We start from the raw sequence: 22,545 nt of genomic DNA on the forward strand, positions 1-22,545 counted from the left end.
CGCCGCCTTGGTGCGCAAAGAGCGTGATGAAGACGAAAGCGGGAAGCCGCGCTGTCAGGTCGACCAGATCCGCAACGGCACCGCCGCGACACCATGCACGACCGGCCGCAATTGCAGCCAACAGCGCGTGAGCGCGTGCTGCAGCGTTTCCATCGAGCGCGACACCGCGCGCACGAGCAGCACGCCGTTCGTCACGCACGAGGCGGCTGCTCGCAACGTGTCGTCGAACGGCAGTTGCGCGCTCAGCGATTCGGCGAGCGCGTCGTCGCAAGCGGCGCCTACGGCCCACAGCGTGCCGTAGGCCGGAAAGCCGGCGAGCCCCTGCGGCGCGTCGCGCAGCGGATCGTCGGCGGTGAGGCTCGCGCGTTCGAACCACAGCAGCTCGCCATTCGCGCCGACGATGCGCGACACCGCGCGCAAGCTACCCGCCGACCAGCATTCGCCGGCCGCCTGACGTCCGAGCTGGGTCGCGTCCCAGCCGATCGCGCTCGCGCCGGCGCCGAGCGTCAGCGAAAAATCGAGGTGCGCGTTCGCGTGATCGAACACGATGTTGTTCTGCGGCAGCCAGTCGAGCTTCGCGTGCTCACCGACACGCAGCGCGATGCGCTGCCGCGCCGCGCGGCCGTTCGACTTGTACCACTTGGTTGCGCCCGGCGTCGTCAGCACCGCATGCGTTTGCGCGGCGAGCGTGATGTCGATGTCGAGCTGATCGCCACCCGCGACGCCGCCGGGCGGATGCACGATCACCGCGTGACAGATCGACGGGCCTTCCGGATAGAGCGGCCGTTGCACGCGCAGCGGTCCGTCGTGCAGCCGGTGCGCGAGCGTCGTGCGAGCGTCGCCGCCGACGAAGCCGAGTTCGAGTCGCGCGCGCCACGGCGTGTGCGCGGCGGCGAGCGTGGCGTGGTTTTCGTGAAGCGACATGCGGATGGATGGGGGAATCGGCGTGCGACGAGGATAGCACGCGTGTCGAAGCGCGGAAGCCGTGGCAGCGGCTATGACGCGGTACTCTCGGGCGAGGCTTCGGTCACCGACAGCACCTTGATGCCCTCCCACTGCGGATGCAACAGTCGCAGCAACGCAAGGATTGCGCGGGGGGTGTTTTCCTGGACGGTCAACGAGTCGCTGCCTGTCTGGATTGCTTTCTTGCCATGTTGGCAATACTGATATTCGACGTGAACCGTCACGGACATGCTTTTCTCCCTCTATATCGATGTTGTGTCGCCGACCCGGGCCGTATCGCGGCGGCGTCTAGCGTACAAGTGTCGGCTCGGCGTGATCGTCCACGCCCCGTTCCGCGCGATTGATGAATCCGCAGTCGAGCAATAGCTGACAGAAAGCTTCCGGCGAACACGACGGACCGGTCGTCCCGGCCATTCTCGCGAGAACGTCGGGGAACGACGCGAGCACGTGCCAGCTGTCGTAATACGCGTGCAACTGCGGCGCGAGTTCGTTGCCGAGCTTCTCCCAGCGCACCGACAGCATGCCGACCGTACCGCCGCTGTCCACTTCGAATAGACCAAAAGTGACCGCCGACACGACGTTCATCACCCTGCAATAGGAGGCTGGGTTTCTGTAAAACTCGCGTCTGACCTGCTTGTTGTCGTCCATGGTGTCCACCTCGTCGAACCGTTGCGGCGTTGCCTAGGGTCTGTTTACATATGGAACGCACGTGCGTTGCCGCGAGAAGGGCCGCTCGCAAGGATTGCGACGCCGCGAATACTCGACGTATTCGCAAGGAGCATGACGCAGCGAGCGGCCCTTCTCGCGGCAACCCCAGTTCTGAATTTCATTCCAGGGGAATGCCCGCTATCGGCCGCATGGCGGCGTCGTGCGTCGCTCACGTGGCGCGGCCACGCAGCGCTCCTTACTCCTTGCCCTGCGCCCCGAAGGAAGTCCCCTTGGGGGACGGCCGATAGCGGGCATTCGCACGTGCGTTCCATATGTAAACAGACCCTAGCCTGTGTAACGGTTGCGCGGCGGATAACTTGAGCTCGCTTACACGGCAATCAACCCCCTTACCCCATCCGCATCCATGTTCGCCCCCTCGCCGCCCGCGACGATCTCGCCGCGACTCATCACCCAGTAACGATCGGCGATCGCTTTGGCGAAGTCGTAGTACTGCTCGACCAGCAGCACCGTCATGCCCATGTCCTCGACGAGCTGCCGCAGCGTGCGGCCGATGTCCTGAATGATCGACGGCTGGATGCCCTCGGTCGGCTCATCGAGGATCAGCAGTTGCGGCTCGCTCATCAGCGCGCGGCCGATCGCGAGCTGTTGCTGCTGACCGCCGGAGAGATCGCCGCCGCGCCGGTTGCGCATGTCCTTCAGTACCGGGAAAAGCTCGTAGATGCGCTCGGGGATTGTCTTCGGCGCCTTTCTGCTCGCGGCGCCCACCAGCAGATTTTCCTCGACGGTGAGGCGCGGAAAGATATCGCGGCCCTGCGGCACGTAGGCGAGCCCCTGAGCGACGCGGGCATGGGTTGGCAGTTTCATCAACTGTTCGCCGCGCCATGCGATCGCGCCGCTTTTCGCGGGCACGACGCCCATCAGGCAGCGCAGCAGCGTGGTCTTGCCGACGCCGTTGCGCCCGAGCAGCACCGTCAGCTTGCCGTCGGGCACCGTGAGCTTCACGTCGCGCAGAATATGGCTGCCGCCGTAGTATTGGTTCAGTCGGTCTACTTCGAGCATTGTTCAGTCGTCCTGTCGGGTTGACGATGCGGTGCCGCTTCCAGCAGCAATCAGCGGCCTAGATAAGACTCGATCACCGTCTCGTCGCGCTTGACTTCGTCGAGCGTGCCGTGCGCGAGCACGCGGCCTTCGGCCATCACCGTCACCTTGCCTGTGTCGCCCGCGAGCGCCGCGACGAACTCCATGTCGTGCTCGACGACCATCATCGAGCAGGTGCCACGCAGATGGTTGAGCAATTCGGCGAGTTGCATCGTTTCGTCGTCGGTCATGCCGGCCGCCGGTTCGTCGAGCAGCAGCAGCGCCGGTCGCTGCATCAGCAGCATGCCGATTTCGAGGCGCTGCTTCTGGCCGTGCGATAGCTCGCCGGCGAGCCTTCGCGCTTCGCTTTCCAGCCCGATCAGCGCGAGCGTTTCCTCGATGCGGGCCTGCGCGTCGCCATCGAGCCGCGCGCGCAGCGACGCCCACCAGCCCTTGTCGGTCTTCATCGCGAGTTCGAGGTTTTCCCACACCGGATGCTGCTCGAACACGGTCGGCTTCTGGAACTTGCGGCCGATGCCGGCGCGCGCGATCGCCGGTTCGTTCATGCGCGTGAGATCGATCGACTGGCCGAGAAACACCTTGCCGTGATCGGGCGCGGTCTTGCCCGTGATCACGTCCATCATCGTCGTCTTGCCCGCGCCGTTCGGGCCGATGATGCAGCGCAGTTCGCCCGCGTCGATCGCGAGCGACAGCGCGTTCAGCGCGCGAAAGCCGTCGAAGCTGACCGTCACGTCTTCGAGGTAGAGGATCGTGCCGTGCGATACGTCGATCTCGCCGGGCACGACCGCGTGTCCCATGCTCGCGACGCCGCTCAGCGAGCGTTCCGGTGGTGCTTCGGGTAAAGCCAGATCGGGAACCATCGGGTTTTCGTTCATCAGCGGTTCCTTTTACGCGTCAGCTGATCGGCGAGCCCCATGATGCCGTTCGGCAGCAGCAGCGGCACCAGCACGAAGATCAGGCCGAGAAAGAACAGCCAGTATTCGGGGAAGTTCGCCGTGAAGAAGCTCTTCGCACCGTTCACGGCGAACGCGCCGATGATGGGGCCGATCAGCGTGCCGCGTCCGCCGACCGCCACCCAGATCGCCATTTCGATCGAGTTGCCCGGCGACATCTCGCCCGGATTGATGATGCCGACCTGCGGCACGTACAATGCGCCCGCGATGCCGCACAGCACCGCCGACACGGTCCACACGAACAGCTTGTACGCGAGCGGGCTGTAGCCGAGGAACATCAGCCGCGTTTCGCCGTCGCGCACCGCGGTCACCACGCGGCCGAGCTTCGACGTGACGATCGCGCGCGCGCCGATGAACGCGGCGATCAGCACGGCGAACGTAATGAGCAGCAAGGCGGCGCGCGTGCCCTGATGCGTGATCGGAAAACCACCGATGCGCTTGAAGTCGGTAAAGCCGTTATTACCGCCGAAGCCCGTCTCGTTGCGAAAGAACAGCAGCATCGCGGCGAAGGTCATGGCCTGCGTGATGATCGACAGATAGACACCCTTCACGCGCGAGCGGAACGTGAAGAAGCCGAACACCCACGCGACCACGGCGGGTACCAGCACGACGAGCAAGAGCGCGTAGCCGAGATGTTGCGTGCCCTGCCAGTACCACGGCAACTGGTGCCAGTCGAGAAATACCATGAAGTCGGGCAGATCGCTGCCGTACTTGCCATCGTGGCCGATCGCGCGCATCAGGTACATGCCGATCGCGTAGCCGCCGAGCGCGAAGAACAAAGCGTGACCCAAACTCAGGATGCCGCAGTAGCCCCACACCAGATCGAGTGCGAGCGCGGCGATCGCATAGCACATGAACTTGCCGGTCAGCGTCATCGCATACGCGGACAGATGCAAGGTGCTCGTCTCCGGAATCACCAGCGCGGCGAACGGCACGCCGAGGCCGAACACGATGATGAGCGCGATCAACGCGAGCCACGCGCGACGCGACAACAGCGCGGGCCGCGGTGGCAGGCCGAGCGCGAAGCCGGTGTTGGACTCGCGCGCGCCGCCGGCGCCAGCGGCACCGGCGCGCGACGACGAAGCGGAAGCGGGGTCTGCCGATGAAGTAGCCGATGTCATCTCATGCCTCCGCGCTACGGCCCTTCAAGGCGAACATGCCCTGCGGACGCTTCTGGATGAACAGCACGATCAGCACGAGCACCGCGATCTTCGCGAGCACCGCGCCCCAGAACGGTTCGATCGCCTTGCTGACGAGCCCCAGCCCGAAGCCGCCGAGCACGGTGCCCGCGAGCTGGCCGACGCCGCCGAGCACGACCGCCATGAACGAATCGATGATGTAGCTCTGGCCGAGGTCCGGCCCGACATTGCCGATCTGCGACAGCGCGCAGCCGCCGAGCCCCGCGATACCCGCGCCGAACGCGAACGCATACGAATCGACGCGCGCGGTCTTCACGCCGACGCACGCGGCCATGCGACGGTTCTGCGTGACCGCGCGCACGAACAGACCCAGCCGCGTGCGCGTGAGCACGGCCCACGCGATCGCGACGACGATCAGCGAGAACGCGAGAATCGCGAGCCGGTTGTACGGCAGGATCAGATTCGGCAGCACGGTGACGCCGCCGCTCATCCACGACGGATTGACGACCTGGACGTTCTGCGCGCCGAACAGCATGCGGGTGGCCTGAATCAGGATCAGGCTCACGCCGAAGGTGGTGAGCAGCGTTTCGAGCGGGCGGCCGTACAGGTGCTTCAGCACGAGCCGTTCGAGCACGATGCCGACCAGCGCCGCCGCGACGAACGCGGCCGGTATCGCAAGCAGCGGATACCAGTCGAACGCGTTAGGCGCGAAACGCTGAACGAGGTTCTGCACGACATAGGTCGCGTACGCGCCGATCATCAGGAATTCGCCGTGCGCCATGTTGATCACGCCGATCAGGCCATATGTGATGGCGAGGCCGAGCGCGGCGAGCAGCAGCACGCTGCCGAGCGACAGCCCCGCGAACAGCGTGCCCGCGATCTGGCTGCGGCGCTGGATCGCATCGAGCTCATCGATGCCGCTTTGCGCGGCCGCGCGCACGCGTTCGTCGGCTTCGGCAAACGTGCCGTCGGCTTTCTTCGCGACCAGCGGGCGCAGCAGTTCGTTCATTTCGAGGTCGTGGCGCGCGGCGACCAGTTGCACCGCTTCGAGGCGCTTGGCCGGATCCGGGTCGTGCAATGCGCTCATCGCCCACAGCGTGTCGAGACGTTTCTTCAGAGCGGGATCGGTTTCTTTGGCGCGCGCCGCGTCGACGAGTGGCTTGATCGACGGATCGGGGTTTTGCAGCAGCGCATCGACGGCGGCTGCGCGTGTCGCCCGATCGGGCGAGGCGAGTTGCAGACCCGACAGCGCGCCCGCCACTTTCGAGCGCAGCAGGTTGTTCAGCGTGACCGGTTGCGCGTCGCTCGTGGCGACGGGCTGGCCGGTGACGGCATCGCGGGTGGCGTCGCCGTCCTGCAGCAGTACCGCGCCTGCGTCGGTGGCGAGCGCGTTGTCGTCGGCGAGCGCCTTGAGCACCGCGAGCGACGCGGCATCGTGCGCCGAGATCAGCTTGTCGATCGCGGCGGACTTGGCCTCGAAGTCGTCGCCCGCGAGCGGCGCGACGTCGGCCTGGGTCAGCGCGAATGCGGCGCCCGGCGCGGCGGCGAGAAGGACCGCGAGCGGCAGCAGGAGCGTCGCGCCGCGTCGTCGTACGGAAGTCGGAAATGAAAACGCCATGATGGCCTTTTGCACTGGGTTGAATCGATGAGCCGCCCGAGAGCGCGAGGGCGTCGCGTCAGACGTCGCCGCCGCTTCAGCGGGACGTTGCCGCGCATTGGCGTGCGCGGTCACGCCGCGCGACACAGCGAACGCGCGGCGGCGGCGCGAAGCGCAGGGCGTCTGGGTCACGCGCGAGCCGCGCGCGCGTCGGCACGCAGGTCGCGCGTCGCGACCGGAGCGGCGCTACCCGCGCGGTGACCCGCGCGCCACACCGCCGCCGCGAGCCGCAACGAGGCTCACGCCGACACGTCATGCGACGCGCGAGCGCCGCAGGAACGCCGGAATCGAGCTGACCACATCCGGCTTGCCAGCATTGCCGGCGATGAACGGGCTCCACGGTTGCGCGCGAATCGGTCCCTTGGTGTGCCACACGACGTTGAACTGGCCATCCGCGCGTACCTCGCCGATCATCACCGGCTTGTGCAGATGGTGGTTGCCGTCCATCTCCAGCGTGAAGCCCGACGGTGCGGCGAAAGTCTGGCCGACCATCGCGACGCGGACCTTGTCGACCTCGGTGCTCTTTGCTTTCTCGACCGCCTGCTTCCACATATGCATGCCGACGAAGGTCGCTTCCATCGGATCGTTGGTCACGCGCTTCGTGCCGCCCGGCAGGCTGTTGTCCTTGACCCACGTGGCCCATTGCTTCTTGAACTTCTCGTTGGTCGGATTGCGCAACGACATGAAGTAGTTCCAGGCCGCGAGATTGCCGACGAGCGGCTTCGTATCGATGCCGCGCAGCTCCTCTTCGCCGACCGAGAACGCGACGACCGGCACATCCGACGCCTTCAGCCCCTGGTTGCCGAGCTCCTTGTAGAACGGCACGTTCGAATCGCCGTTCACGGTCGAAATCACCGCGGTCTTGCCGCCTTGCGAAAAGGTCTTGATGTTCGCGACGATGGTCTGATAGTCGCTGTGACCGAACGGTGTATAGACCTCCTGAATGTCGGCTTCCTTCACGCCCTTCGATTTGAGGAACGCGCGCAGGATCTTGTTGGTCGTGCGCGGATACACGTAGTCGGTGCCGAGCAGGAAGAAGCGCTTCGCGCCGCCGCCTTCGGCGCTCATCAGGTATTCGGTCGCGGGAATCGCCTGCTGGTTCGGCGCGGCGCCCGTATAGAACACGTTGCGCGACATTTCCTCGCCTTCGTACTGCACCGGATAGAACAGCAGGCCGTTCAGCTCCTCGAACACCGGCAGCACCGACTTGCGCGACACCGAGGTCCAGCAGCCGAACACGACCGCGCACTTGTCCTGCGTCAGAAGCTGGCGCGCCTTCTCGGCGAACAGCGGCCAGTTCGACGCGGGGTCGACGACCACCGGCTGGATCTGACGGCCCATCACACCGCCGTTCTTGTTGATGTCGGCGATCGTCATCAACGCGGTGTCTTTCAGCGACGTTTCGGAGATCGCCATCGTGCCGGACAGCGAATGCAGGATGCCCACCTTGATCGGGCCGCTATCGGACTGCGCGTGCGCGAACGGCACGCGGCCCGCGAGCGCGAGCGCGCCGGACATGGAGCCGAACTTCAACAGACTGCGACGTTTCATGTGCTTTCCCCTTGTCATTGATGGTCCCTGTTTATGAGCGTCGATTTCAGCCAGCCTGGCTGAGCTCGCACGACTAGCCAATCGTCTACTGCAAGGCACATGCCATGTGACACATTCGGTGCGATGCGCGTGCGATGCCCGTTGCGGCGCGGCTATCGGCGCGAGTGCGGCGCGTCGGGGCATCGATGCCGCGGCGCGAAAGTGGTGCAGTCGCGCGCGCCGCGCCTCGTTCGGGTGCGTGTCGCGCCGCGACGACGCGCACTTCGCCGCCAGCGAAGCGCCGCTGGCGCGCGCTGGGCATCGGCGGTGCATGGGCGGTGCATCGGCGGCATCGGTACGCCGCGTCTTTGTGCATGTCGTGCGCTCTGCCTACTCTGGATGGCCACTGATGCGGAACAAGGAGGCTCGACATGAGCGAACGCGCCGCGGGTGCTCGCGAGCGCGAAGGGGATGTATTACACGACGCACGATGGCCGCGCGAGCTTAGCCAAGAGCAATGATTGAGTCGATCAATTCCGCCCCACCCTCGATGTCTTCGTGGCCAATAAAACGAGACACTTCCATATGCCCATCGCCGAATACATCAATTTCGACGCGCTGGCCGACCACGGTGATGGAAAGAAGCACGCTACCCAGTCGTTGTCGGCTTAAGGAATAGTGAATTTTGGCATCGTCAAGCTTGTCGAGCAGGTCATACAGTGGATGAGGCATGGCTGTCGTCCTATTTCTTGAATCTTCCGTCGTTGAGTAGCTTGAGCGCCTTGCGGGCATCTTTTACCCCGTCCTGCGCATCGCTCCGAATATCGTCCAGTGTTGAGTTTAGGTATTGGCCAGGAAACTCACGCAACACGGACCCTTTGCACTCTGCTGAAATGATGTCGCATGCATACATGTCGCCGCGACTGCCAATACCGGCCAGATACGCGGCGTCACCACTCACCGCGTCCTGCCTATACTCGAACGGCTCTGCATCGCCGAGCAGCGTTAAGGTGAGCCCATCATTGGCCAGGCCGCTGCCATTTGCGCTATCCGCGTCACTCTCAGCGGCCGGCGCACCGACCATGTCGACAGCCGCTTCGAGCAGGGCGCCCACGTCGCTGCTACCGACATGCATTGCTGCGCGTGCGGTTGTCAACCCCGTTTGCCGTGTGGCCGGATGATACGGGCCGACCAACATGGGTCCGCCGTTCGTGAGATCGACTGCCCTCGCCGCGAGAGTCCTGATTGGCGTGACGTGTGACTGCGAAAACAGGTCGGTACGACGCCCCTTAATGGCAAGCAGGGAGCCCCTGCGCACCTCGTCGAGAAGCGCACTGATAACCCACCAGCCATCTGTCTCGGGGTTCCGGTCCCGCACATTATGAAACCACAGCCAGCGATGCTTCATGATGCGCTCGACCAGCTTCCGGTCCTCCCCCCAGTCGCGACAGTTCAGTTCGGCAATACCGAGAAATTCCCGCGTATCTACTTTGGCCTTCTCGGCGTCCGCTGCCTTGCGCAGGCACGCCTTGTAGTGCCACTCGTCACAGATCACATAACATGCACCCAGAGGCCTATGGCAGAACATTTCCAACGAGTGCATCTCAAATACTGACAGGGACATAGGCGTGCCGACGATCTATTTGAAGGCGCTGCCCGGATCGGCAGCGATCAGATAATCACCGCGCGATCGCTTGTCCGTATATGGGCGACGGCCCAAAATTTCCGCTTGCTTTTGCCAGCGTGCGCAATAGTCGTCGGTCGGCAGGGGCGTCCACGAACAACCGTTAGTCCCTGCTCAATGATGGGCTGAACGTTCGCTCACAAAAAACAAAACACCCCACAAGCCGTCGATCTTGCGGGGTGTTCGCCACCATTTCTGGCGTAGCGCCAACGAAAAGCGGCGCAAGGACCGTCAGCCCTTGCGCCGCTTCAACGCGCTACCTTCGCGCCGAATCTCAGTAAGTCGGAACCGACGGATCGACCTGACGCGACCACGCGTCGATCCCGCCTTGCAGATTGAACACGTTGGTGTGTCCGCGCGATTCGAGGAACATCGCGACCTGCGCGCTGCGCGCACCGTGATGGCAGATGCAGACGATCTGCGCGTCGTCATCGAGTTCTTCGCTGCGCGCGGGAATCTCGCGCATCGGAATCGACACGATGCCGGCGATCGACGCCGTTTGCAGTTCCCACGGCTCGCGTACGTCGAGCAGCACGGGTGCGGGGCGCGAGGTATCGGCGAGCCATTCGGCGAGTGCGGGAGCGGTCAGGTTTTGCATCAGCGAGACATCCAGTTCGTGGGACGGCGGCTTGCTCGCCGCCCGTCCAGATCAACAATACAGCGCCAGGCGCAGCGAAAAAGAGCCGCTTAGAACCTGAACCGCGCCGGCTGCACCGCGTTGGCGAGCGGCTCGACATAGGTTTCGAACACGTCGGAGATGCGGTATTGCTTCTCGTCGATGCGCGTGATGATTTGCGCCTTCATCACCGGCGCGCTGCCGACGAACGCCGCGAGACGGCCGCCGACCTTCAGCTGTTCGAGGATTTCCTGCGGCAGCACTGGCAGACCGCCCGACACGCAGATCACGTCGTACGGTGCCGCGCCGGTCCAGCCGCGCGCGGCGTCGCCGGTCGCGACTTCGACGTTCAGCACGCCGTTGGCGATCAGGTTGCTCTTCGCGAACTCGGCCAGTTCCGGTTCGATGTCGACGGTCAACACGTGTTGCGCGCGATGCGCGAGCAGCGCCGCCATGTAACCCGAGCCCGCGCCGATTTCCAGCACGCTTTCGTGCTTCTTCACCGCAAGTTCCTGCAGCACGCGCGCCTCGATGCGCGGCGCCAGCATGTGCTGGCCGGCCGGCAGCGGCACTTCGAAGTCCGCAAAAGCCAGGTCGCGGTAAGCGGCGGGGACGAAATTCTCACGTTTGACGATCGACAGCAGATTCAGCACGTCCTGGTCGAGCACTTCCCAGGGGCGGATCTGCTGTTCGATCATGTTGAAACGCGCTTGCTCGATGTTCATGGTGGATTCGGCGGTTTTGGTTTGGCGAGCGGGCGGCGGCTGCCGCAGACTTTTGTCCTGACCCGGCCCCGGCGGATTGCCGGCGGCCGCGGCTTCGGAGCAAGGTATTCGCATCGCAAGCCGCGTCAGGGGAACTGCGGGATTGTACCAAATGGCGGACTCGCGCCGGCCGCTCGCGGGCAAGCGCCAGGCCGGGCGGCCCCCGTGTTAATCCCTAGCGATCCGTCCTTGCGATTCGCATCGCCATCGCCACAAAATGTAATCGATTACATTTTTGCTGCGAGGTCGTGTGTCCCGAACGCCGTCCCGATCGTCGCCGGCCGTGGTGTCCGGCGCGAGCAGTCGACCGCAACCTCAGTCGCAGAGGCGCTCGCCGCGCGCGGCCGACGGGCCGTCGATCGCCGGCGTGGCCGAGCAGGCGGGCGTGTCAGTCGCGACGGTGTCGCGCGTGCTGAACGGCCACGAGAACGTGCGGACCGCTACCCGCGACAGGGTGCTCGCCGCGATCGACGCGAGCGGCTACCGCGTCAACGAACTTGCGCGCAATCTGCGCACCGCCGAAAGCCGCCTGCTGCTGACGATGGTGCCGGACTTCGGCAATCCGTTTTACGCGGAGATCGTGCGCGGTATCGACAGCGTCGCGCGTCAGCACGGCTATTTCATGCTGCTATGCGACACCGGCGCGGACCCGGGGCGTGAGCGCAGCTACTTCGACATGCTGCGGCGGCGCCGCGCGGACGGCGCGATCTGCCTCGATCCGGCGACGATCCAGCAGGCGCTCGGCGAAGCGTCGCAGGCGCTGCCGTGGGTCGCGTGCTGCGAGTTCGATCCGCAGATGGGCGTGCCGTACGTCGGCATCGACAACTACCGCGCGGCGGGCGACGCCGTGCGCCACCTGCTCACGCGCGGCCACCGGCGCATCGGCTTGATCAATTCCGACGTCGACTATCTGTATGCGCGCCAGCGTCAGCAGGGCTACCTCGACGCCTTGAGTGACGCGGGCATCGCGCCCGACCCGCGCTGGCGCATGAATCTGAACAGCCTCGATTACGAGGCGGGTGCGTCGGCCGCGGCTGCGTTGATGCGGCAGCCCGATGCGCCGAGCGCGATTTTCGCGGTGTCGGACACGCTCGCGATCGGCGTGATCCACGGCTTGCGCAGCGTCGGCAAGCGCGTGCCCGACGACGTCGCCGTGGCCGGCTTCGACGACATCTCGCTCGCCGCGCAGATCGATCCGCCGCTCACGACGATCGCGCAGCCGATGCGCGAGCTCGGCGAGACCGCCGCGCGTCTGCTGCTGCAACGCCTCGCGAATCCGCAGGCCAACGTGCCGGGCGTGCTGCTGCCGCATCGCCTCGTGATCCGTGGGAGTGCGTGAGCCATGAGCCTCGCGATCCGTTTCGACGACATCCGCAAGGACTTCGGGCCCGTGCGCGTGCTGCACGGCGTGAGCTTCGAACTCGCACCCGGCCGCATCTACGGCCTGCTCGGCGAGAACGGCGCGGGCAAGTCGACGCTGATGAAAATCCTCGCCGGCTATGAAACGGCAACCTCAGGCAGCGTACTGGTCGACGGCCACGCGCAGCGCTTCGCCGGCTCACGCGACGCCGAGGCGCAGGGCATCGTGCTGATCCACCAGGAGTTCAACCTCGCCGAGCATCTGACGATCGCGCAGAACATGTACCTCGGTCACGAGAAGCGCCGCGGCTGGTTAGTCGACGATGCCGCGATGCGCAGCGACGCCGCGCGCTATCTCGCGCAGGTCGGGCTCGAGCGCGCGCCGGACACGAAGGTGCGCGAGCTGATCGTCGCGGAAAAGCAGATGGTCGAGATCGCGAAGGCGCTGTCGCGCCGCGCGCGTCTCCTGATCATGGACGAGCCGACCGCGACGCTGACGCCCGCCGAGACCGAACGGCTCTTCGCGCTGATGCTGAAGCTCAAGGCCGATGGCGTGACGATCGTCTACATCTCGCACAAGCTCGATGAAGTGGAGCGCATCACCGACGAAGTGATCGTGATGCGCGATGGCCGCTTCGTCGCGCGCGGTGAAACCGCGGGGCTCGCGCGTCAGCAGATGGCGAACCTGATGGTCGGGCGCGACGTGTCCGACATGTTCCCCGACAAGCAGACGGTGCCCGCCGACACGCCGATCGCGTTGCGTGTGAACGGCCTGACGGTGCCCGACTGGGTCGAGGATCTGAGCTTCGAGGTGCGCGCGGGCGAAGTGCTCGGCTTCGCGGGCCTCGTCGGCGCGGGCCGCACCGAGGCGTTCGAGGCGATCATCGGCTTGCGCAAACGCACGGGCGGCACGATTGAAATCGCCGGCCGGGCAGTCGATCTGAAGAACCCGCGCGACGCGATGCGCCACGGTCTCACGTATCTGAGCGAGGACCGTAAGGGCAAGGGTCTGCACGTCGACCTGAGCCTGCAGGACAACGTCACGCTGATGACGCTCGAACGCTACGCGCATCCGCTGCTCGACATCAAAGCGGGGCGCGCGGCCTTGCAGAAGGCCGTCGGCGAATTCGGCATTCGTACCGGCGACCTGTCGAGCCGCGCGCGCATGCTGTCGGGCGGCAACCAGCAGAAGCTCGCGCTCGCGAAGTTCCTGCAGCCCGACCCGAACGTGATCGTGCTCGACGAGCCGACGCGCGGCGTCGACGTCGGCGCGAAGCGCGACATCTACTTCCTGATTCATCGTCTCGCCGCGCAGGGCCGCGCGGTGATCGTCATTTCATCCGAACTGGTCGAGCTGATCGGCTTGTGCCATCGCGTCGCCGTCATGCGCGCGGGACATCTGCAAGCGACGCTGACGCTCGAGCATCTGACTGAAGAGGAGTTGATCGCTCATGCGACCGGCACCCACTGAAGCCGTGCAATCACGGCGCGCGCTGCGCGTCGCGCAGCGGCTCTACACGCTCGGGCCGCTCGCCGGGCTGATCGTGCTGTGCATCGTCGGCACGCTGCTCAATCGCGACTTCGCGACGCTCGACAACCTGATGAACGTGCTCACGCGCACGTCGTTCATCGGCATCATCGCGGTCGGCATGACCTTCGTGATCATCTCGGGCGGCATCGATCTGTCGGTCGGCTCGATGGCCGCGCTGATCGCGGGCATCATGATCTGGCTGATGAACGGGCTCGCGGCGGGCGCCGCCGGTCATGCGTTGCCGCCGCTCGTGATCGTGACGATCGGCATCGTCGCGGCGTTCGTGCTCGGCGCGCTGTTCGGCTGCGCGCATGGGCTGTTGATCACCAAAGGGCGCATCGAGCCGTTCATCGTCACCCTGGGCACGCTCGGGATTTTTCGCGCGGTGCTGACATGGCTCGCCGATGGCGGCGCGCTGACGCTCAATGATTCGCTATCGGACCTCTACGGTCCCGTCTACTACGCGAGCCTGTTCGGCGTGCCGGTGCCGATCTGGGTGTTTCTCGTGGTCGCGGCCGGCGGCGCGCTGATCCTCAATCGCACCGCGTTCGGCCGGCACGTGCAGGCGATCGGTTCGAACGAACAGGTCGCGCGTTATGCGGCGATTCGCGTCGATACGGTGAAGATCGTCACTTATGTGCTGCTGGGGATTTGCGTGGGCGTGGCCACCGTGCTCTACGTGCCGCGCCTCGGCTCCGCCACGCCGACCACGGGCCTGTTGTGGGAGCTCGAAGCGATTGCGTCGGTGGTGGTCGGCGGCACCGCGCTCAAGGGCGGCGAGGGACGCGTGATCGGCACCGTGATCGGCGCGATCCTGCTGTCGGTGATCGCGAACATCCTGAACCTGACCAGCATCATCAGCGTGTATCTGAACGCGGCGGTGCAGGGCGTCGTGATTATTTTCGTCGCGTTCGTGCAGCGTGGGCGGCGCTAGCCGCGCACTTCCAGGCGGCGCGAGCGCAGTGAAAAAAGCGCGCTGAACAAATCGCAGCGAAGCAGGCGTAGCAAAGCAGGCGCGGTAAACCAACGGCAGGTCCGAAAAATCGGGGCGAGCGAACGCCTCATGATTGGAGACACACACCATGAAGCAAGTCATTCGAGCGATCGGCGCCGGCGTGCTGGCGTTGGGGATACTGGGCACGAGCGGCGCGGCGCGCGCCGACGACAAGGTCACGCTGGGCGTCGCGATTCCGACGGCCGATCACGGCTTCACCGGCGGCATCGTCTGGTGGGCGAACAAGGCGAAGGCGGATCTCGAGAAGGCGCATCCCGATCTGAAAGTGATCGTGAAAACGGCCGCCAACGCGCCCGAGCAGGCGAACCAGTTGCAGGATCTCGTGACGGTCAACAAGATCAACGCGCTCGTGATCTTCCCGTACGAATCGGCGACGCTGACACAGCCGGTCGAGCAGGTGAAGAAGAAAGGCGTGTACGTGACGGTGGTCGATCGCGGCCTGACGAACACGAGCGCGCAGGACGCCTACGTGGCCGGCGACAACACCGCGTTCGGCAAGATTCCGGCCGAGTACCTGGCAAAGGCACTTGATGGCAAGGGCAACGTCGTCGCGCTGCGCGGCATTCCGACCACGCTCGACAACGAGCGCTGGACCGCCTTCACCGGCGTGATGAAAAACTATCCGGACATCAAGATTCTCGACGCGAAATACGCGAACTGGAATCGCGACGACGCGTTCAAGGTGATGCAGGACTACCTGACGCGCTTCAAGCACATCGACGCCGTATGGGCCGCCGACGACGACATGGCGGTCGGCGTGCTGAAGGCGATCGATCAGGCGAAGCGCAGCGACATCAAGATCGTGTTCGGCGGCGCGGGCTCGAAGGGCATGGTGAAGAACGTGATGGACGGCGCGCCGATGATCAAGGCCGACGTGTCGTACTCGCCGAAATTCATCTACGACGCGATCAAGCTGACGGCCGAAGCGCGGCTGAAGGGCGACAAGCTGCCGGCCACCACGATCATTCCGTCCGTGCTGATCACGAAGGAAAACGCCCAGCAGTTCTATTTCCCCGACTCGCCGTTCTGAGCGGCGCGCCGGGCATCGTCTAGCACGCGCGGGCGCGGCCCGCGCGCAAAGTTCGAGGAACCGTACGATGAAAACCATCAAAGGGCCGGCGATTTTTCTCGCGCAGTTCGTGGGCGACGACGTGCCGTTCGACAACCTCGGGCATCTCGCGGATTGGGCCGCGGGTCTCGGCTTCAAGGGCATCCAGGTGCCGTGCGACTCGCGCCTGATCGATCTCGACAAGGCGGCCGCGAGCGACGCGTATTGCGACGAACTGCGCGAGAGCGCCGACAACGCGGGCGTCGCGATCACCGAACTATCGACCCATCTGCAAGGGCAACTGGTCGCCGTGCATCCGGCTTACGACACGCTGTTCGACGGCTTCGCCGCGCCGCAGGTGCGCGGCAATCCGGCGGCGCGCACCGAATGGGCGATCGCGCAGATGAAGCTCGCGGCGCAGGCGTCGCGTCGTTTGGGCCTGAGCACGCACGTGTCGTTTTCGGGCGCGCTCGCGTGGCCGTATCTGTACCCGTGGCCGCAGCGGCCGGCCGGTCTCGTCGAAGCCGCGTTCGAAGAGCTCGCGCGCCGCTGGACGCCGATTCTCGATGCGTTCGACGCGGCCGGCGTCGATGTCTGCTACGAACTGCATCCGGGCGAAGACCTGCACGACGGCGTGACGTTCGAGCGCTTTCTCGCGGCGGTCGATCAGCATCCGCGCGCGAACATCCTGTACGACCCGAGCCACTTCGTGCTGCAACAGCTCGACTATCTCGCGTTCATCGATATCTACCACGAGCGCATCAAGGCGTTTCATGTGAAGGACGCGGAGTTTCGTCCGACCGGCAAGCAGGGCGTGTACGGCGGCTACAGCGGCTGGGTCGAACGCGCGGGGCGGTTTCGCTCGCTCGGCGATGGGCAGATCGACTTCGGCGCGATTTTCTCGAAGATGGCGCAGTTCGATTTTCCGGGCTGGGCCGTGCTCGAATGGGAATGCGCATTGAAGCATCCGCACGACGGGGCGCGCGAAGGCGCGGAGTTCATTCGCCGGCACATCATCCGCGTGGCCGAGCGTGCGTTCGATGACTTCGCGGGAAGCGGTGTCGATACCGCACAGTTAAAAAGCGTGCTCGGCATCTGACGGCCGGGCGGTGACAGCCGACGCAACACATGGGAGCGCAAACAATGCAGCGAAGAAGGTTCAGGCTGGGGATGGTCGGCGGCGGGCAGGGCGCGTTCATCGGCGCCGTGCATCGGATCGCCGCGCGGCTCGACGATCGTTTCGAACTGGTGGCGGGCGCGTTGTCGTCCGATTCCGAGCGCGCGCGGGCGAGCGCCGTCGAAGCGGGCATCGCGCGCAGCTACGCGGATTGGCGCGAGATGGCGCGCGCCGAGGCCGCGCGCGAGGACGGTATCGACGCGGTCGCGATCGTCACGCCGAATCATCTGCACGCGCCGGTCGCGACGGCGTTTCTCGAAGCCGGCATCCACGTGATCTGCGACAAGCCGCTCGCGGTTTCGCTCGCCGAAGGCGAAGCGCTCGCGAAGCTCGCGCAGTCAAAAAAGCGGCTGTTTGCGTTGACGCATACCTATTCGGGCTACCCGCTCGTGCGGCATGCGCGCGAGCTGGTCGAACGTGGCGAACTGGGCGAGATTCGCGTCGTGCAGGTCGAGTATGCGCAGGACTGGCTCGCCGAGCCGGTCGAAACAGGCGGCGCGAACAGGCAGGCGGGCTGGCGCACCGATCCGGCGTTGGCGGGGCCGGCCGGGTGCCTCGGCGATATCGGCACGCACGCGTATCAACTGGCCGCTTTCGTGACGGGGATGATGCCGCGCGCGCTGTCGGCCGAGTTGCACACGTTCGTACCGGGGCGTCGTGTCGACGATCACGTGCAGGCGATGCTGCGTTATGCGAACGGCGCGCGCGGCATGTTGTGGGCGAGCCAGGTGGCGAGCGGCGCGGAGAACGCGCTGCGCTTGCGCGTGTATGGCACGAAGGCGGGACTCGCGTTCGATCAGGAGGAGCCGAACGCCTTGTGGTTCACGCCGTTGGGCGGCGCTGCCGAACGATTGACGCGCGCTCGGGTGAATAGTCAGGTTGCCGCGCATGCGACCCGTGTGCCGGCCGGGCATCCGGAAGGCTATCTGGAAGCGTTCGCGCAGTTGTACCAGGATGCGGCGTTGCAGATCGATGCGTTGAACGATGGTCGCGCGCCGCCAGCCGAGAGCCTGCTGTTGACGACGGTCGATGATGGCGTCGACGGTTTGCGGTTTATCGACGCGGTGCTGAAAAGCAGTACGGCGGATGGGCGGTGGGTGCAGATGGAAGGGGCATGAAGCGTTGCAACAAAACGCCAGGTCGACGAAGCTGCCGAAGCGTCAACCGCCCTTGCTTTTCTTGATCTGCGCTTCGAACGCGATATCGAGCTTGCTGGCCTTGCGCGGCTTCTGCGGGCCGTACGCGTCGACGAACTTGACGAAGTCGTCGAGCGTCAGCGGGTCGGACACTTTCTGGTCGACTCCGCTCGATTTGTCGACCAGATAGAACAGGCCGCCGGACAGACTGATCGCGGCGAAGCGCGGGTTGCCGCTGCGCGTTTTCAGGCGCTCGACGGCGTGGATGGCTCGGGTGGTGCGCATGATGGGGACTGCGGCGGCTGATTGACGAGAGCGTTACTTTAACAATTTTGCCGACGGTATGCGGTTGGGGACTACGGACGAAAACACGCGATGAACCACGACCCGCTCAGCGACGGCAAGATCATCGCTTGCTGGCAGCGCAACGCGTCGCTCCGGCGTGCTCGCTCAACTCCCGATGCAACGCCCGATACTCCTGCGCGAGCTTATGTCCCGGATCGAGATGAATGACGGGCGTCGCCAGCTGATGCGACTCGCGGATCTTCACCGACGATGACAAGCGCGACCCGAGCACCGGCAAGCCTTCGCCGATCAGTTCGTCGACGAGCTTTTGCGGCAGGCTCGCGCGAGGCTGGAACTGGTTGATGACGATGCCCTCCACCTGCAGCGCGTCGTTGTGATCCTGCTGGATCTCCTTGACGTTTTCGAGCAGCGTGTAGAGCGCGCGACGCGAGAAGTCGTCGCAGTCGAACGGAATCAGACAACGCTCGACGGCGATCAGCGCCGAGCGCGTGTAGAAGTTCAGCGCGGGCGGCGTGTCGATGTAAATCGCGTCGTACATGTCGAGTTCGTTCAGCGCGTCGCGCAGCTTGTAGATCTTGTAGCGCGATTCGAGCTTGCCGTGCAGCGTGTCGAGGTCCGGATGGGCGGGCATCACGTCGAGATTCTCGAAGCGCGTCGGATGGATGAACGAGGTCGCTTCCACGGGTTTGAAGCTGAAGCCGAGCGCGGTTTCGAAGAAGCCCGCGACGGTGGGGTGGACTTCGCTCGCCTGCGGGCCGAGCAGGTACTGGGTCGAATTCGCCTGGGCATCGAGGTCGATCACCAGCGTGCGCAGCCCTTCGCTCGCGCTGATGGCCGCCAGGTTGCAGACGATGGTCGATTTGCCTACGCCACCTTTCTGATTGAATACAACGCGCCGCATGGTCTCCCCTTGAACGGAAGCGGTTACAAAGGGCCCAGCATACCTGAGTCGGATGACTGCGCTGATTTCGACGGGTTGTTCATGACCGGGTCAGCGTTGCGCGGTATCCACGTCGACCACCACCTTCACACGTCCAGTCCCACTGCCGACGAGCTGATAGGCCTCGTCCGCGCTGCGCAAATCGAACCGTGTCTGATCGACCACGGGCGCGAGCGCGCCGCTTTCCACGAGCCGCGTCGCTTCGCGCATCATCTCGCCGAGGTGCGCGCGATATCGACCGGTCAGCAACGGATACAGCGTGAAGATCCCTGAATAGCTGGCTTCACGAAACGACAGCGGCGCAAGCGCATGCGTCCCCCAGCCAAGCGCACTGACCACGTGCCCAAAATGCCGGACCGCGGCGAACGACGCATCGAGCGAGGCCCCCCCTACCGTATCGACGACCAGATCGAAGCCTTCGCCATCGGTCAAAATCGCCACATACTGTTCGACCGTCTGCGCGCGGTAGTCGATCGGTGTCGCGCCGAGCCGCCGCACCAGCTCGGCATTGTGTGCGCTCGCGGTTGCATAGACGTCGGCGCCGAGCGCGCGCGCCAGTTGCACGGCAATGTGGCCGACCCCTCCGGCGCCACCCTGGACCAGCACTTTGGTTCCGCCTTGCAGATGCGCGCGATCGACGATACCCGCATACGACGTGATGAACGCGAGCGGCAACGCGGCGGCCTCGCGCAGCGACAGATTGCGCGGCGCATGGGCGAGCAGGGCGGCATCGACCGCAGCGTACTCGGCGAGTGACCCCTGGATGCCGCCGACGCCGCCGGTCATGCCATACACGTTGTCGCCGACAGCGAACCCGCCGACGCCATCGCCGAGCGCCTCCACCGTGCCCGCGAGGTCGATACCGAGGACGAGCGGCAACGGGTGTTGCGCGTGCGCGGCCTCGCCCGCGCGAATCTTGATGTCGAGCGGATTGAGGCCGCTCGCGGCGACGCGCACCAGGACCTGGCCGGCAGCGGGTTCCGGGCGGGGCAGCGGCGTGTAATCGAGCTGGCCGTTGTATTGGCTGAGGACCAGAGCGTGCATGGACATGGCGGTCTCCTTGGTTCGACGCGTTACCGCGCGGCCGCATCGACGAGGGCGGCCACACCGCTCACCGGCTTCATCAAATCGTCCGGCAGACCATGCCGCTCACGAAGATAGGCCGTCGAGTTGAAGGATAGCCACGCACGGCCGTCCGCGTCCTCCCAGACAAGCACCTTCAAAGGAAGATCGAGCGCGGCGGTCGGCGCGAGTTGCATCAACGGTGTACCGGCTTTGGGATTGCCGAAGATCAGGAGCCGGCTGAACGGCATCGCCAGTCCCTCGCGCCCAGCGTCACCGCTGAAATCGATGCACGCGAAAACCGTCAGCCCTCGCTCCAGAATCAAGGTTTGAAGACGCTCGGCGGTCGCGTCGCCCGCATGGGTGCTTGCAACGGTGACGATGCCAGCGCTGGCGTTCTCTGTGATCGAAGCGGTGGCCATCATGCCTCCCGTGCGGATGTTGTGCTCCGGCAGCGTTCGCGTGATCAGGTCTGCCGGACGGGCAACGCGTTGACCGTGACGCAGCATGCGTCGCATGCGTGCAATGCGCCAACGGAGAAGCGGATCCATGCAGTGTAGGCGTTCGCTGGCGCGGTGTGGCCGATCGTGCGGACGCGCTGTGAGGGAAGTTCTACCGAAAGGCGAAAGAAAGCGGATGGGGTGCCCGCTGAACGAACGGCGGCTTGCACATTCGCGAAGCCGCCGTCAGGGGCGCCTGATCGGCGCCCCGATGCCAGATTACTGGCTCAGGTAAACAAACTTGCCATTCTTGATGGTGCCCATCACGCTCGCCCGCTGATCGAGACCGACGTGATCCTTCGGGCTCGTATTGACGACCCCGTTCGGCACCACCAGCTCATGCGCGTGTTCGAGCTCGTCGCGCAATGCGACGCGAAACGCCGGCGTACCCGGCTGCGCGGTCTTCAACGCGCGCGCGACGGCGTCCTGCAGGCGCGGGTACACGCCCGCCGCGTCGCCCGCGAACTGCGTGACGCTGCCGGGGCCGTACTTCGCCTCGTACGCGTCGACGAACGCGAGCGCCGCCTTCTTCGACGGATGATCGGCCGGCAGCGTGCGCGCGACGACGACCGGTTGCGTCGGGAACAGCGTGCCTTCCACGTCTTTACCGCCGAGCTTGATGAACTCCGGCGTCGCGATGCCATGCGTCTGATAGATCGGGCCCTTGTAGCCGCGCTCGATCAGCGTGCGCTGCGGCAGTACCGTCGGGGTGCCCGCGCCGGCGATCAGGATCGCGTCGGGCTTCGCGGCCATCAGCTTCAGGATCTGGCCGGTCACGCTCGCGTCGGTGCGGTTGTAGCGCTCGGTCGCGACCAGCCGGATATGGCGCAGCGCAGCGAACTTGCTGAACTCGTTGAGCCAGCTTTCGCCGTAGCCATCCGCGAAACCGATGAAACCGACCGTCTTCACGTCGTGGTTCGACATGTAGCGCGTCATCACGTCGGCCATCGCGCTATCGGTCTGCGCCATCTTGTAGGCCCAGATCTTTTTGCCTTCCTGCGGCTCGACGACGATCGCCGAGCCGATCAGCGTGATCATCGGCGTCTGGCTGTCGGCGACCGGATCGAGCGCGGCCATCGCGGCCGGCGTGATGTTCGGGCCGACGACCACGTCGACGTGGTCCTCGTCGATCAGCTTGCGGATGTTGCGCACGGCGTTGCCGGGGTCGGACGCGTCGTCGAGGAAGATGTAGTCGGCTTTCTGGCCGGCGATCGTCTGCGGCCACATCAGCATCGCGTTCTTGCTCGTGATGCCGATCACGGCGGCCGGTCCGGTGTATGACAGATCGATGCCGACTTTCAGGTCGGCGTGCGCCGCGCCGGCGACGAGCAGCGCCGCGGCCGCGAGGCCGCGCAGGGTGTTGCGCACTTTATTGTTATGCAACTTCATCGGAAGGTC

The 22,545-nt window shown here is 65.2% G+C and carries 23 protein-coding genes; 6 read left to right on the plus strand and 17 right to left on the minus strand.

All coding sequences use genetic code 11. From position 1 onward, the window contains the following. Positions 1 to 54 precede the first annotated feature (54 nt). The 12 genes from HDG32_RS07820 to HDG32_RS07875 form a co-directional block, all read right to left on the minus strand. Positions 55 to 924: an urease accessory protein UreD gene (locus HDG32_RS07820; protein ID WP_184065221.1), complete on the minus strand. Its 870-nt coding sequence runs from the start codon at positions 922 to 924 to the stop codon at positions 55 to 57. 71 nt (positions 925 to 995) lie between these two features. Then, positions 996 to 1,193 (minus strand): hypothetical protein, encoded by a 198-nt coding sequence (locus HDG32_RS07825; RefSeq protein WP_184059700.1) that lies wholly within the window; start codon positions 1,191 to 1,193, stop codon positions 996 to 998. A gap of 58 nt (positions 1,194 to 1,251) precedes the next feature. Continuing rightward, the gene (locus HDG32_RS07830; RefSeq protein ID WP_260336301.1) at positions 1,252 to 1,611 is read right to left on the minus strand and encodes a hypothetical protein; all 360 of its coding nucleotides are present in this window, start codon (positions 1,609 to 1,611) and stop codon (positions 1,252 to 1,254) included. Positions 1,612 to 1,998: 387 nt separating this feature from the next. Continuing rightward, positions 1,999 to 2,691: an urea ABC transporter ATP-binding subunit UrtE gene (gene urtE, locus HDG32_RS07835; protein ID WP_184065223.1), complete on the minus strand. Its 693-nt coding sequence runs from the start codon at positions 2,689 to 2,691 to the stop codon at positions 1,999 to 2,001. A gap of 50 nt (positions 2,692 to 2,741) precedes the next feature. After that, positions 2,742 to 3,605, minus strand: coding sequence for an urea ABC transporter ATP-binding protein UrtD (gene urtD / locus HDG32_RS07840; RefSeq protein ID WP_184065225.1), 864 nt, complete (start codon positions 3,603 to 3,605; stop codon positions 2,742 to 2,744). After that, entirely contained in the window at positions 3,605 to 4,804 is a 1,200-nt protein-coding gene (gene urtC, locus HDG32_RS07845) for an urea ABC transporter permease subunit UrtC (protein ID WP_184065228.1), read from the minus strand. The genes urtD and urtC overlap by 1 nt, the downstream gene beginning before the upstream one ends. 1 nt (position 4,805) lies before the next feature. Beyond that, the gene (gene urtB / locus HDG32_RS07850) at positions 4,806 to 6,440 is read right to left on the minus strand and encodes an urea ABC transporter permease subunit UrtB (RefSeq protein ID WP_184065231.1); all 1,635 of its coding nucleotides are present in this window, start codon (positions 6,438 to 6,440) and stop codon (positions 4,806 to 4,808) included. Positions 6,441 to 6,731: 291 nt separating this feature from the next. Continuing rightward, a complete protein-coding gene (gene urtA, locus HDG32_RS07855) occupies positions 6,732 to 8,030 on the minus strand; it encodes an urea ABC transporter substrate-binding protein (RefSeq protein ID WP_184065234.1) in 1,299 nt (432 codons plus the stop codon). Between the two features lie 483 nt (positions 8,031 to 8,513). Then, positions 8,514 to 8,741, minus strand: coding sequence for a hypothetical protein (locus HDG32_RS07860; protein ID WP_184020941.1), 228 nt, complete (start codon positions 8,739 to 8,741; stop codon positions 8,514 to 8,516). A 10-nt stretch (positions 8,742 to 8,751) separates the two neighbouring features. After that, positions 8,752 to 9,633, minus strand: a complete 882-nt coding sequence (locus HDG32_RS07865) for a hypothetical protein (RefSeq protein WP_184065237.1) — start codon at positions 9,631 to 9,633, stop codon at positions 8,752 to 8,754. 334 nt (positions 9,634 to 9,967) lie between these two features. After that, positions 9,968 to 10,291 (minus strand): rhodanese-like domain-containing protein, encoded by a 324-nt coding sequence (locus HDG32_RS07870; protein ID WP_018419659.1) that lies wholly within the window; start codon positions 10,289 to 10,291, stop codon positions 9,968 to 9,970. A gap of 89 nt (positions 10,292 to 10,380) precedes the next feature. Further along, positions 10,381 to 11,034, minus strand: a complete 654-nt coding sequence (locus tag HDG32_RS07875; RefSeq protein WP_184065240.1) for a protein-L-isoaspartate O-methyltransferase — start codon at positions 11,032 to 11,034, stop codon at positions 10,381 to 10,383. A gap of 289 nt (positions 11,035 to 11,323) precedes the next feature. Between HDG32_RS07875 and HDG32_RS07880 the strand changes: the two genes are divergently transcribed. The 6 genes from HDG32_RS07880 (at position 11,324) to HDG32_RS07905 (ending at position 18,321) form a co-directional block, all read left to right on the plus strand. Next, positions 11,324 to 12,412, plus strand: a complete 1,089-nt coding sequence (locus HDG32_RS07880; protein WP_184065243.1) for a LacI family DNA-binding transcriptional regulator — start codon at positions 11,324 to 11,326, stop codon at positions 12,410 to 12,412. A gap of 3 nt (positions 12,413 to 12,415) precedes the next feature. Further along, positions 12,416 to 13,903, plus strand: a complete 1,488-nt coding sequence (locus HDG32_RS07885) for a sugar ABC transporter ATP-binding protein (protein ID WP_184065246.1) — start codon at positions 12,416 to 12,418, stop codon at positions 13,901 to 13,903. After that, a complete protein-coding gene (locus HDG32_RS07890) occupies positions 13,884 to 14,897 on the plus strand; it encodes an ABC transporter permease (RefSeq protein WP_184045512.1) in 1,014 nt (337 codons plus the stop codon). The genes HDG32_RS07885 and HDG32_RS07890 overlap by 20 nt, the downstream gene beginning before the upstream one ends. 148 nt (positions 14,898 to 15,045) lie before the next feature. Continuing rightward, positions 15,046 to 16,008, plus strand: coding sequence for a substrate-binding domain-containing protein (locus HDG32_RS07895; protein ID WP_184065249.1), 963 nt, complete (start codon positions 15,046 to 15,048; stop codon positions 16,006 to 16,008). A gap of 67 nt (positions 16,009 to 16,075) precedes the next feature. Next, complete coding sequence (locus tag HDG32_RS07900; RefSeq protein WP_184065252.1) at positions 16,076 to 17,125, plus strand: sugar phosphate isomerase/epimerase; 1,050 nt, start codon at positions 16,076 to 16,078, stop codon at positions 17,123 to 17,125. Positions 17,126 to 17,169: 44 nt separating this feature from the next. Next, complete coding sequence (locus HDG32_RS07905; protein ID WP_184065255.1) at positions 17,170 to 18,321, plus strand: Gfo/Idh/MocA family protein; 1,152 nt, start codon at positions 17,170 to 17,172, stop codon at positions 18,319 to 18,321. Between the two features lie 42 nt (positions 18,322 to 18,363). Here the strand turns inward: HDG32_RS07905 and HDG32_RS07910 are convergent, their stop codons facing one another. From HDG32_RS07910 to HDG32_RS07930, 5 genes are all read right to left on the minus strand, one after another. Further along, positions 18,364 to 18,624 carry a hypothetical protein gene (locus HDG32_RS07910; RefSeq protein ID WP_184045518.1) on the minus strand — a complete coding sequence of 87 codons (261 nt, stop codon included), beginning with the start codon at positions 18,622 to 18,624 and terminating at the stop codon, positions 18,364 to 18,366. 121 nt (positions 18,625 to 18,745) lie between these two features. Continuing rightward, a complete protein-coding gene (locus HDG32_RS07915; RefSeq protein WP_184065258.1) occupies positions 18,746 to 19,546 on the minus strand; it encodes a ParA family protein in 801 nt (266 codons plus the stop codon). Positions 19,547 to 19,636: 90 nt separating this feature from the next. After that, positions 19,637 to 20,635: a zinc-dependent alcohol dehydrogenase family protein gene (locus HDG32_RS07920; RefSeq protein WP_184065261.1), complete on the minus strand. Its 999-nt coding sequence runs from the start codon at positions 20,633 to 20,635 to the stop codon at positions 19,637 to 19,639. 23 nt (positions 20,636 to 20,658) lie between these two features. Next, positions 20,659 to 21,165: a DUF302 domain-containing protein gene (locus HDG32_RS07925; protein ID WP_260336303.1), complete on the minus strand. Its 507-nt coding sequence runs from the start codon at positions 21,163 to 21,165 to the stop codon at positions 20,659 to 20,661. Positions 21,166 to 21,366: 201 nt separating this feature from the next. Beyond that, positions 21,367 to 22,536, minus strand: a complete 1,170-nt coding sequence (locus tag HDG32_RS07930; protein WP_184065263.1) for an ABC transporter substrate-binding protein — start codon at positions 22,534 to 22,536, stop codon at positions 21,367 to 21,369. Between the last annotated feature and the right edge of the window lie 9 nt (positions 22,537 to 22,545).

Source organism: Paraburkholderia sp. CI2, assembly GCF_014201055.1.
Classification (GTDB): Bacteria; Pseudomonadota; Gammaproteobacteria; order Burkholderiales; family Burkholderiaceae; genus Paraburkholderia; species Paraburkholderia tuberum.

Bases quoted from the DNA above. Each gene is read 5' to 3' on its own strand.
- HDG32_RS07820 (WP_184065221.1), bottom strand. From the start codon at position 924: ATGTCGCTTCACGAAAACCACGCCACGCTCGCCGCCGCGCACACGCCG.
- HDG32_RS07825 (WP_184059700.1), bottom strand. From the start codon at position 1,193: ATGTCCGTGACGGTTCACGTCGAATATCAGTATTGCCAACATGGCAAG.
- HDG32_RS07830 (WP_260336301.1), bottom strand. From the start codon at position 1,611: ATGGACGACAACAAGCAGGTCAGACGCGAGTTTTACAGAAACCCAGCC.
- urtE (WP_184065223.1), bottom strand. From the start codon at position 2,691: ATGCTCGAAGTAGACCGACTGAACCAATACTACGGCGGCAGCCATATT.
- urtD (WP_184065225.1), bottom strand. From the start codon at position 3,605: ATGAACGAAAACCCGATGGTTCCCGATCTGGCTTTACCCGAAGCACCA.
- urtC (WP_184065228.1), bottom strand. From the start codon at position 4,804: ATGACATCGGCTACTTCATCGGCAGACCCCGCTTCCGCTTCGTCGTCG.
- urtB (WP_184065231.1), bottom strand. From the start codon at position 6,440: ATGGCGTTTTCATTTCCGACTTCCGTACGACGACGCGGCGCGACGCTC.
- urtA (WP_184065234.1), bottom strand. From the start codon at position 8,030: ATGAAACGTCGCAGTCTGTTGAAGTTCGGCTCCATGTCCGGCGCGCTC.
- HDG32_RS07860 (WP_184020941.1), bottom strand. From the start codon at position 8,741: ATGCCTCATCCACTGTATGACCTGCTCGACAAGCTTGACGATGCCAAA.
- HDG32_RS07865 (WP_184065237.1), bottom strand. From the start codon at position 9,633: ATGTCCCTGTCAGTATTTGAGATGCACTCGTTGGAAATGTTCTGCCAT.
- HDG32_RS07870 (WP_018419659.1), bottom strand. From the start codon at position 10,291: ATGCAAAACCTGACCGCTCCCGCACTCGCCGAATGGCTCGCCGATACC.
- HDG32_RS07875 (WP_184065240.1), bottom strand. From the start codon at position 11,034: ATGAACATCGAGCAAGCGCGTTTCAACATGATCGAACAGCAGATCCGC.
- HDG32_RS07885 (WP_184065246.1), top strand. From the start codon at position 12,416: ATGAGCCTCGCGATCCGTTTCGACGACATCCGCAAGGACTTCGGGCCC.
- HDG32_RS07890 (WP_184045512.1), top strand. From the start codon at position 13,884: ATGCGACCGGCACCCACTGAAGCCGTGCAATCACGGCGCGCGCTGCGC.
- HDG32_RS07895 (WP_184065249.1), top strand. From the start codon at position 15,046: ATGAAGCAAGTCATTCGAGCGATCGGCGCCGGCGTGCTGGCGTTGGGG.
- HDG32_RS07900 (WP_184065252.1), top strand. From the start codon at position 16,076: ATGAAAACCATCAAAGGGCCGGCGATTTTTCTCGCGCAGTTCGTGGGC.
- HDG32_RS07905 (WP_184065255.1), top strand. From the start codon at position 17,170: ATGCAGCGAAGAAGGTTCAGGCTGGGGATGGTCGGCGGCGGGCAGGGC.
- HDG32_RS07910 (WP_184045518.1), bottom strand. From the start codon at position 18,624: ATGCGCACCACCCGAGCCATCCACGCCGTCGAGCGCCTGAAAACGCGC.
- HDG32_RS07915 (WP_184065258.1), bottom strand. From the start codon at position 19,546: ATGCGGCGCGTTGTATTCAATCAGAAAGGTGGCGTAGGCAAATCGACC.
- HDG32_RS07920 (WP_184065261.1), bottom strand. From the start codon at position 20,635: ATGTCCATGCACGCTCTGGTCCTCAGCCAATACAACGGCCAGCTCGAT.
- HDG32_RS07925 (WP_260336303.1), bottom strand. From the start codon at position 21,165: ATGCGACGCATGCTGCGTCACGGTCAACGCGTTGCCCGTCCGGCAGAC.
- HDG32_RS07930 (WP_184065263.1), bottom strand. From the start codon at position 22,536: ATGAAGTTGCATAACAATAAAGTGCGCAACACCCTGCGCGGCCTCGCG.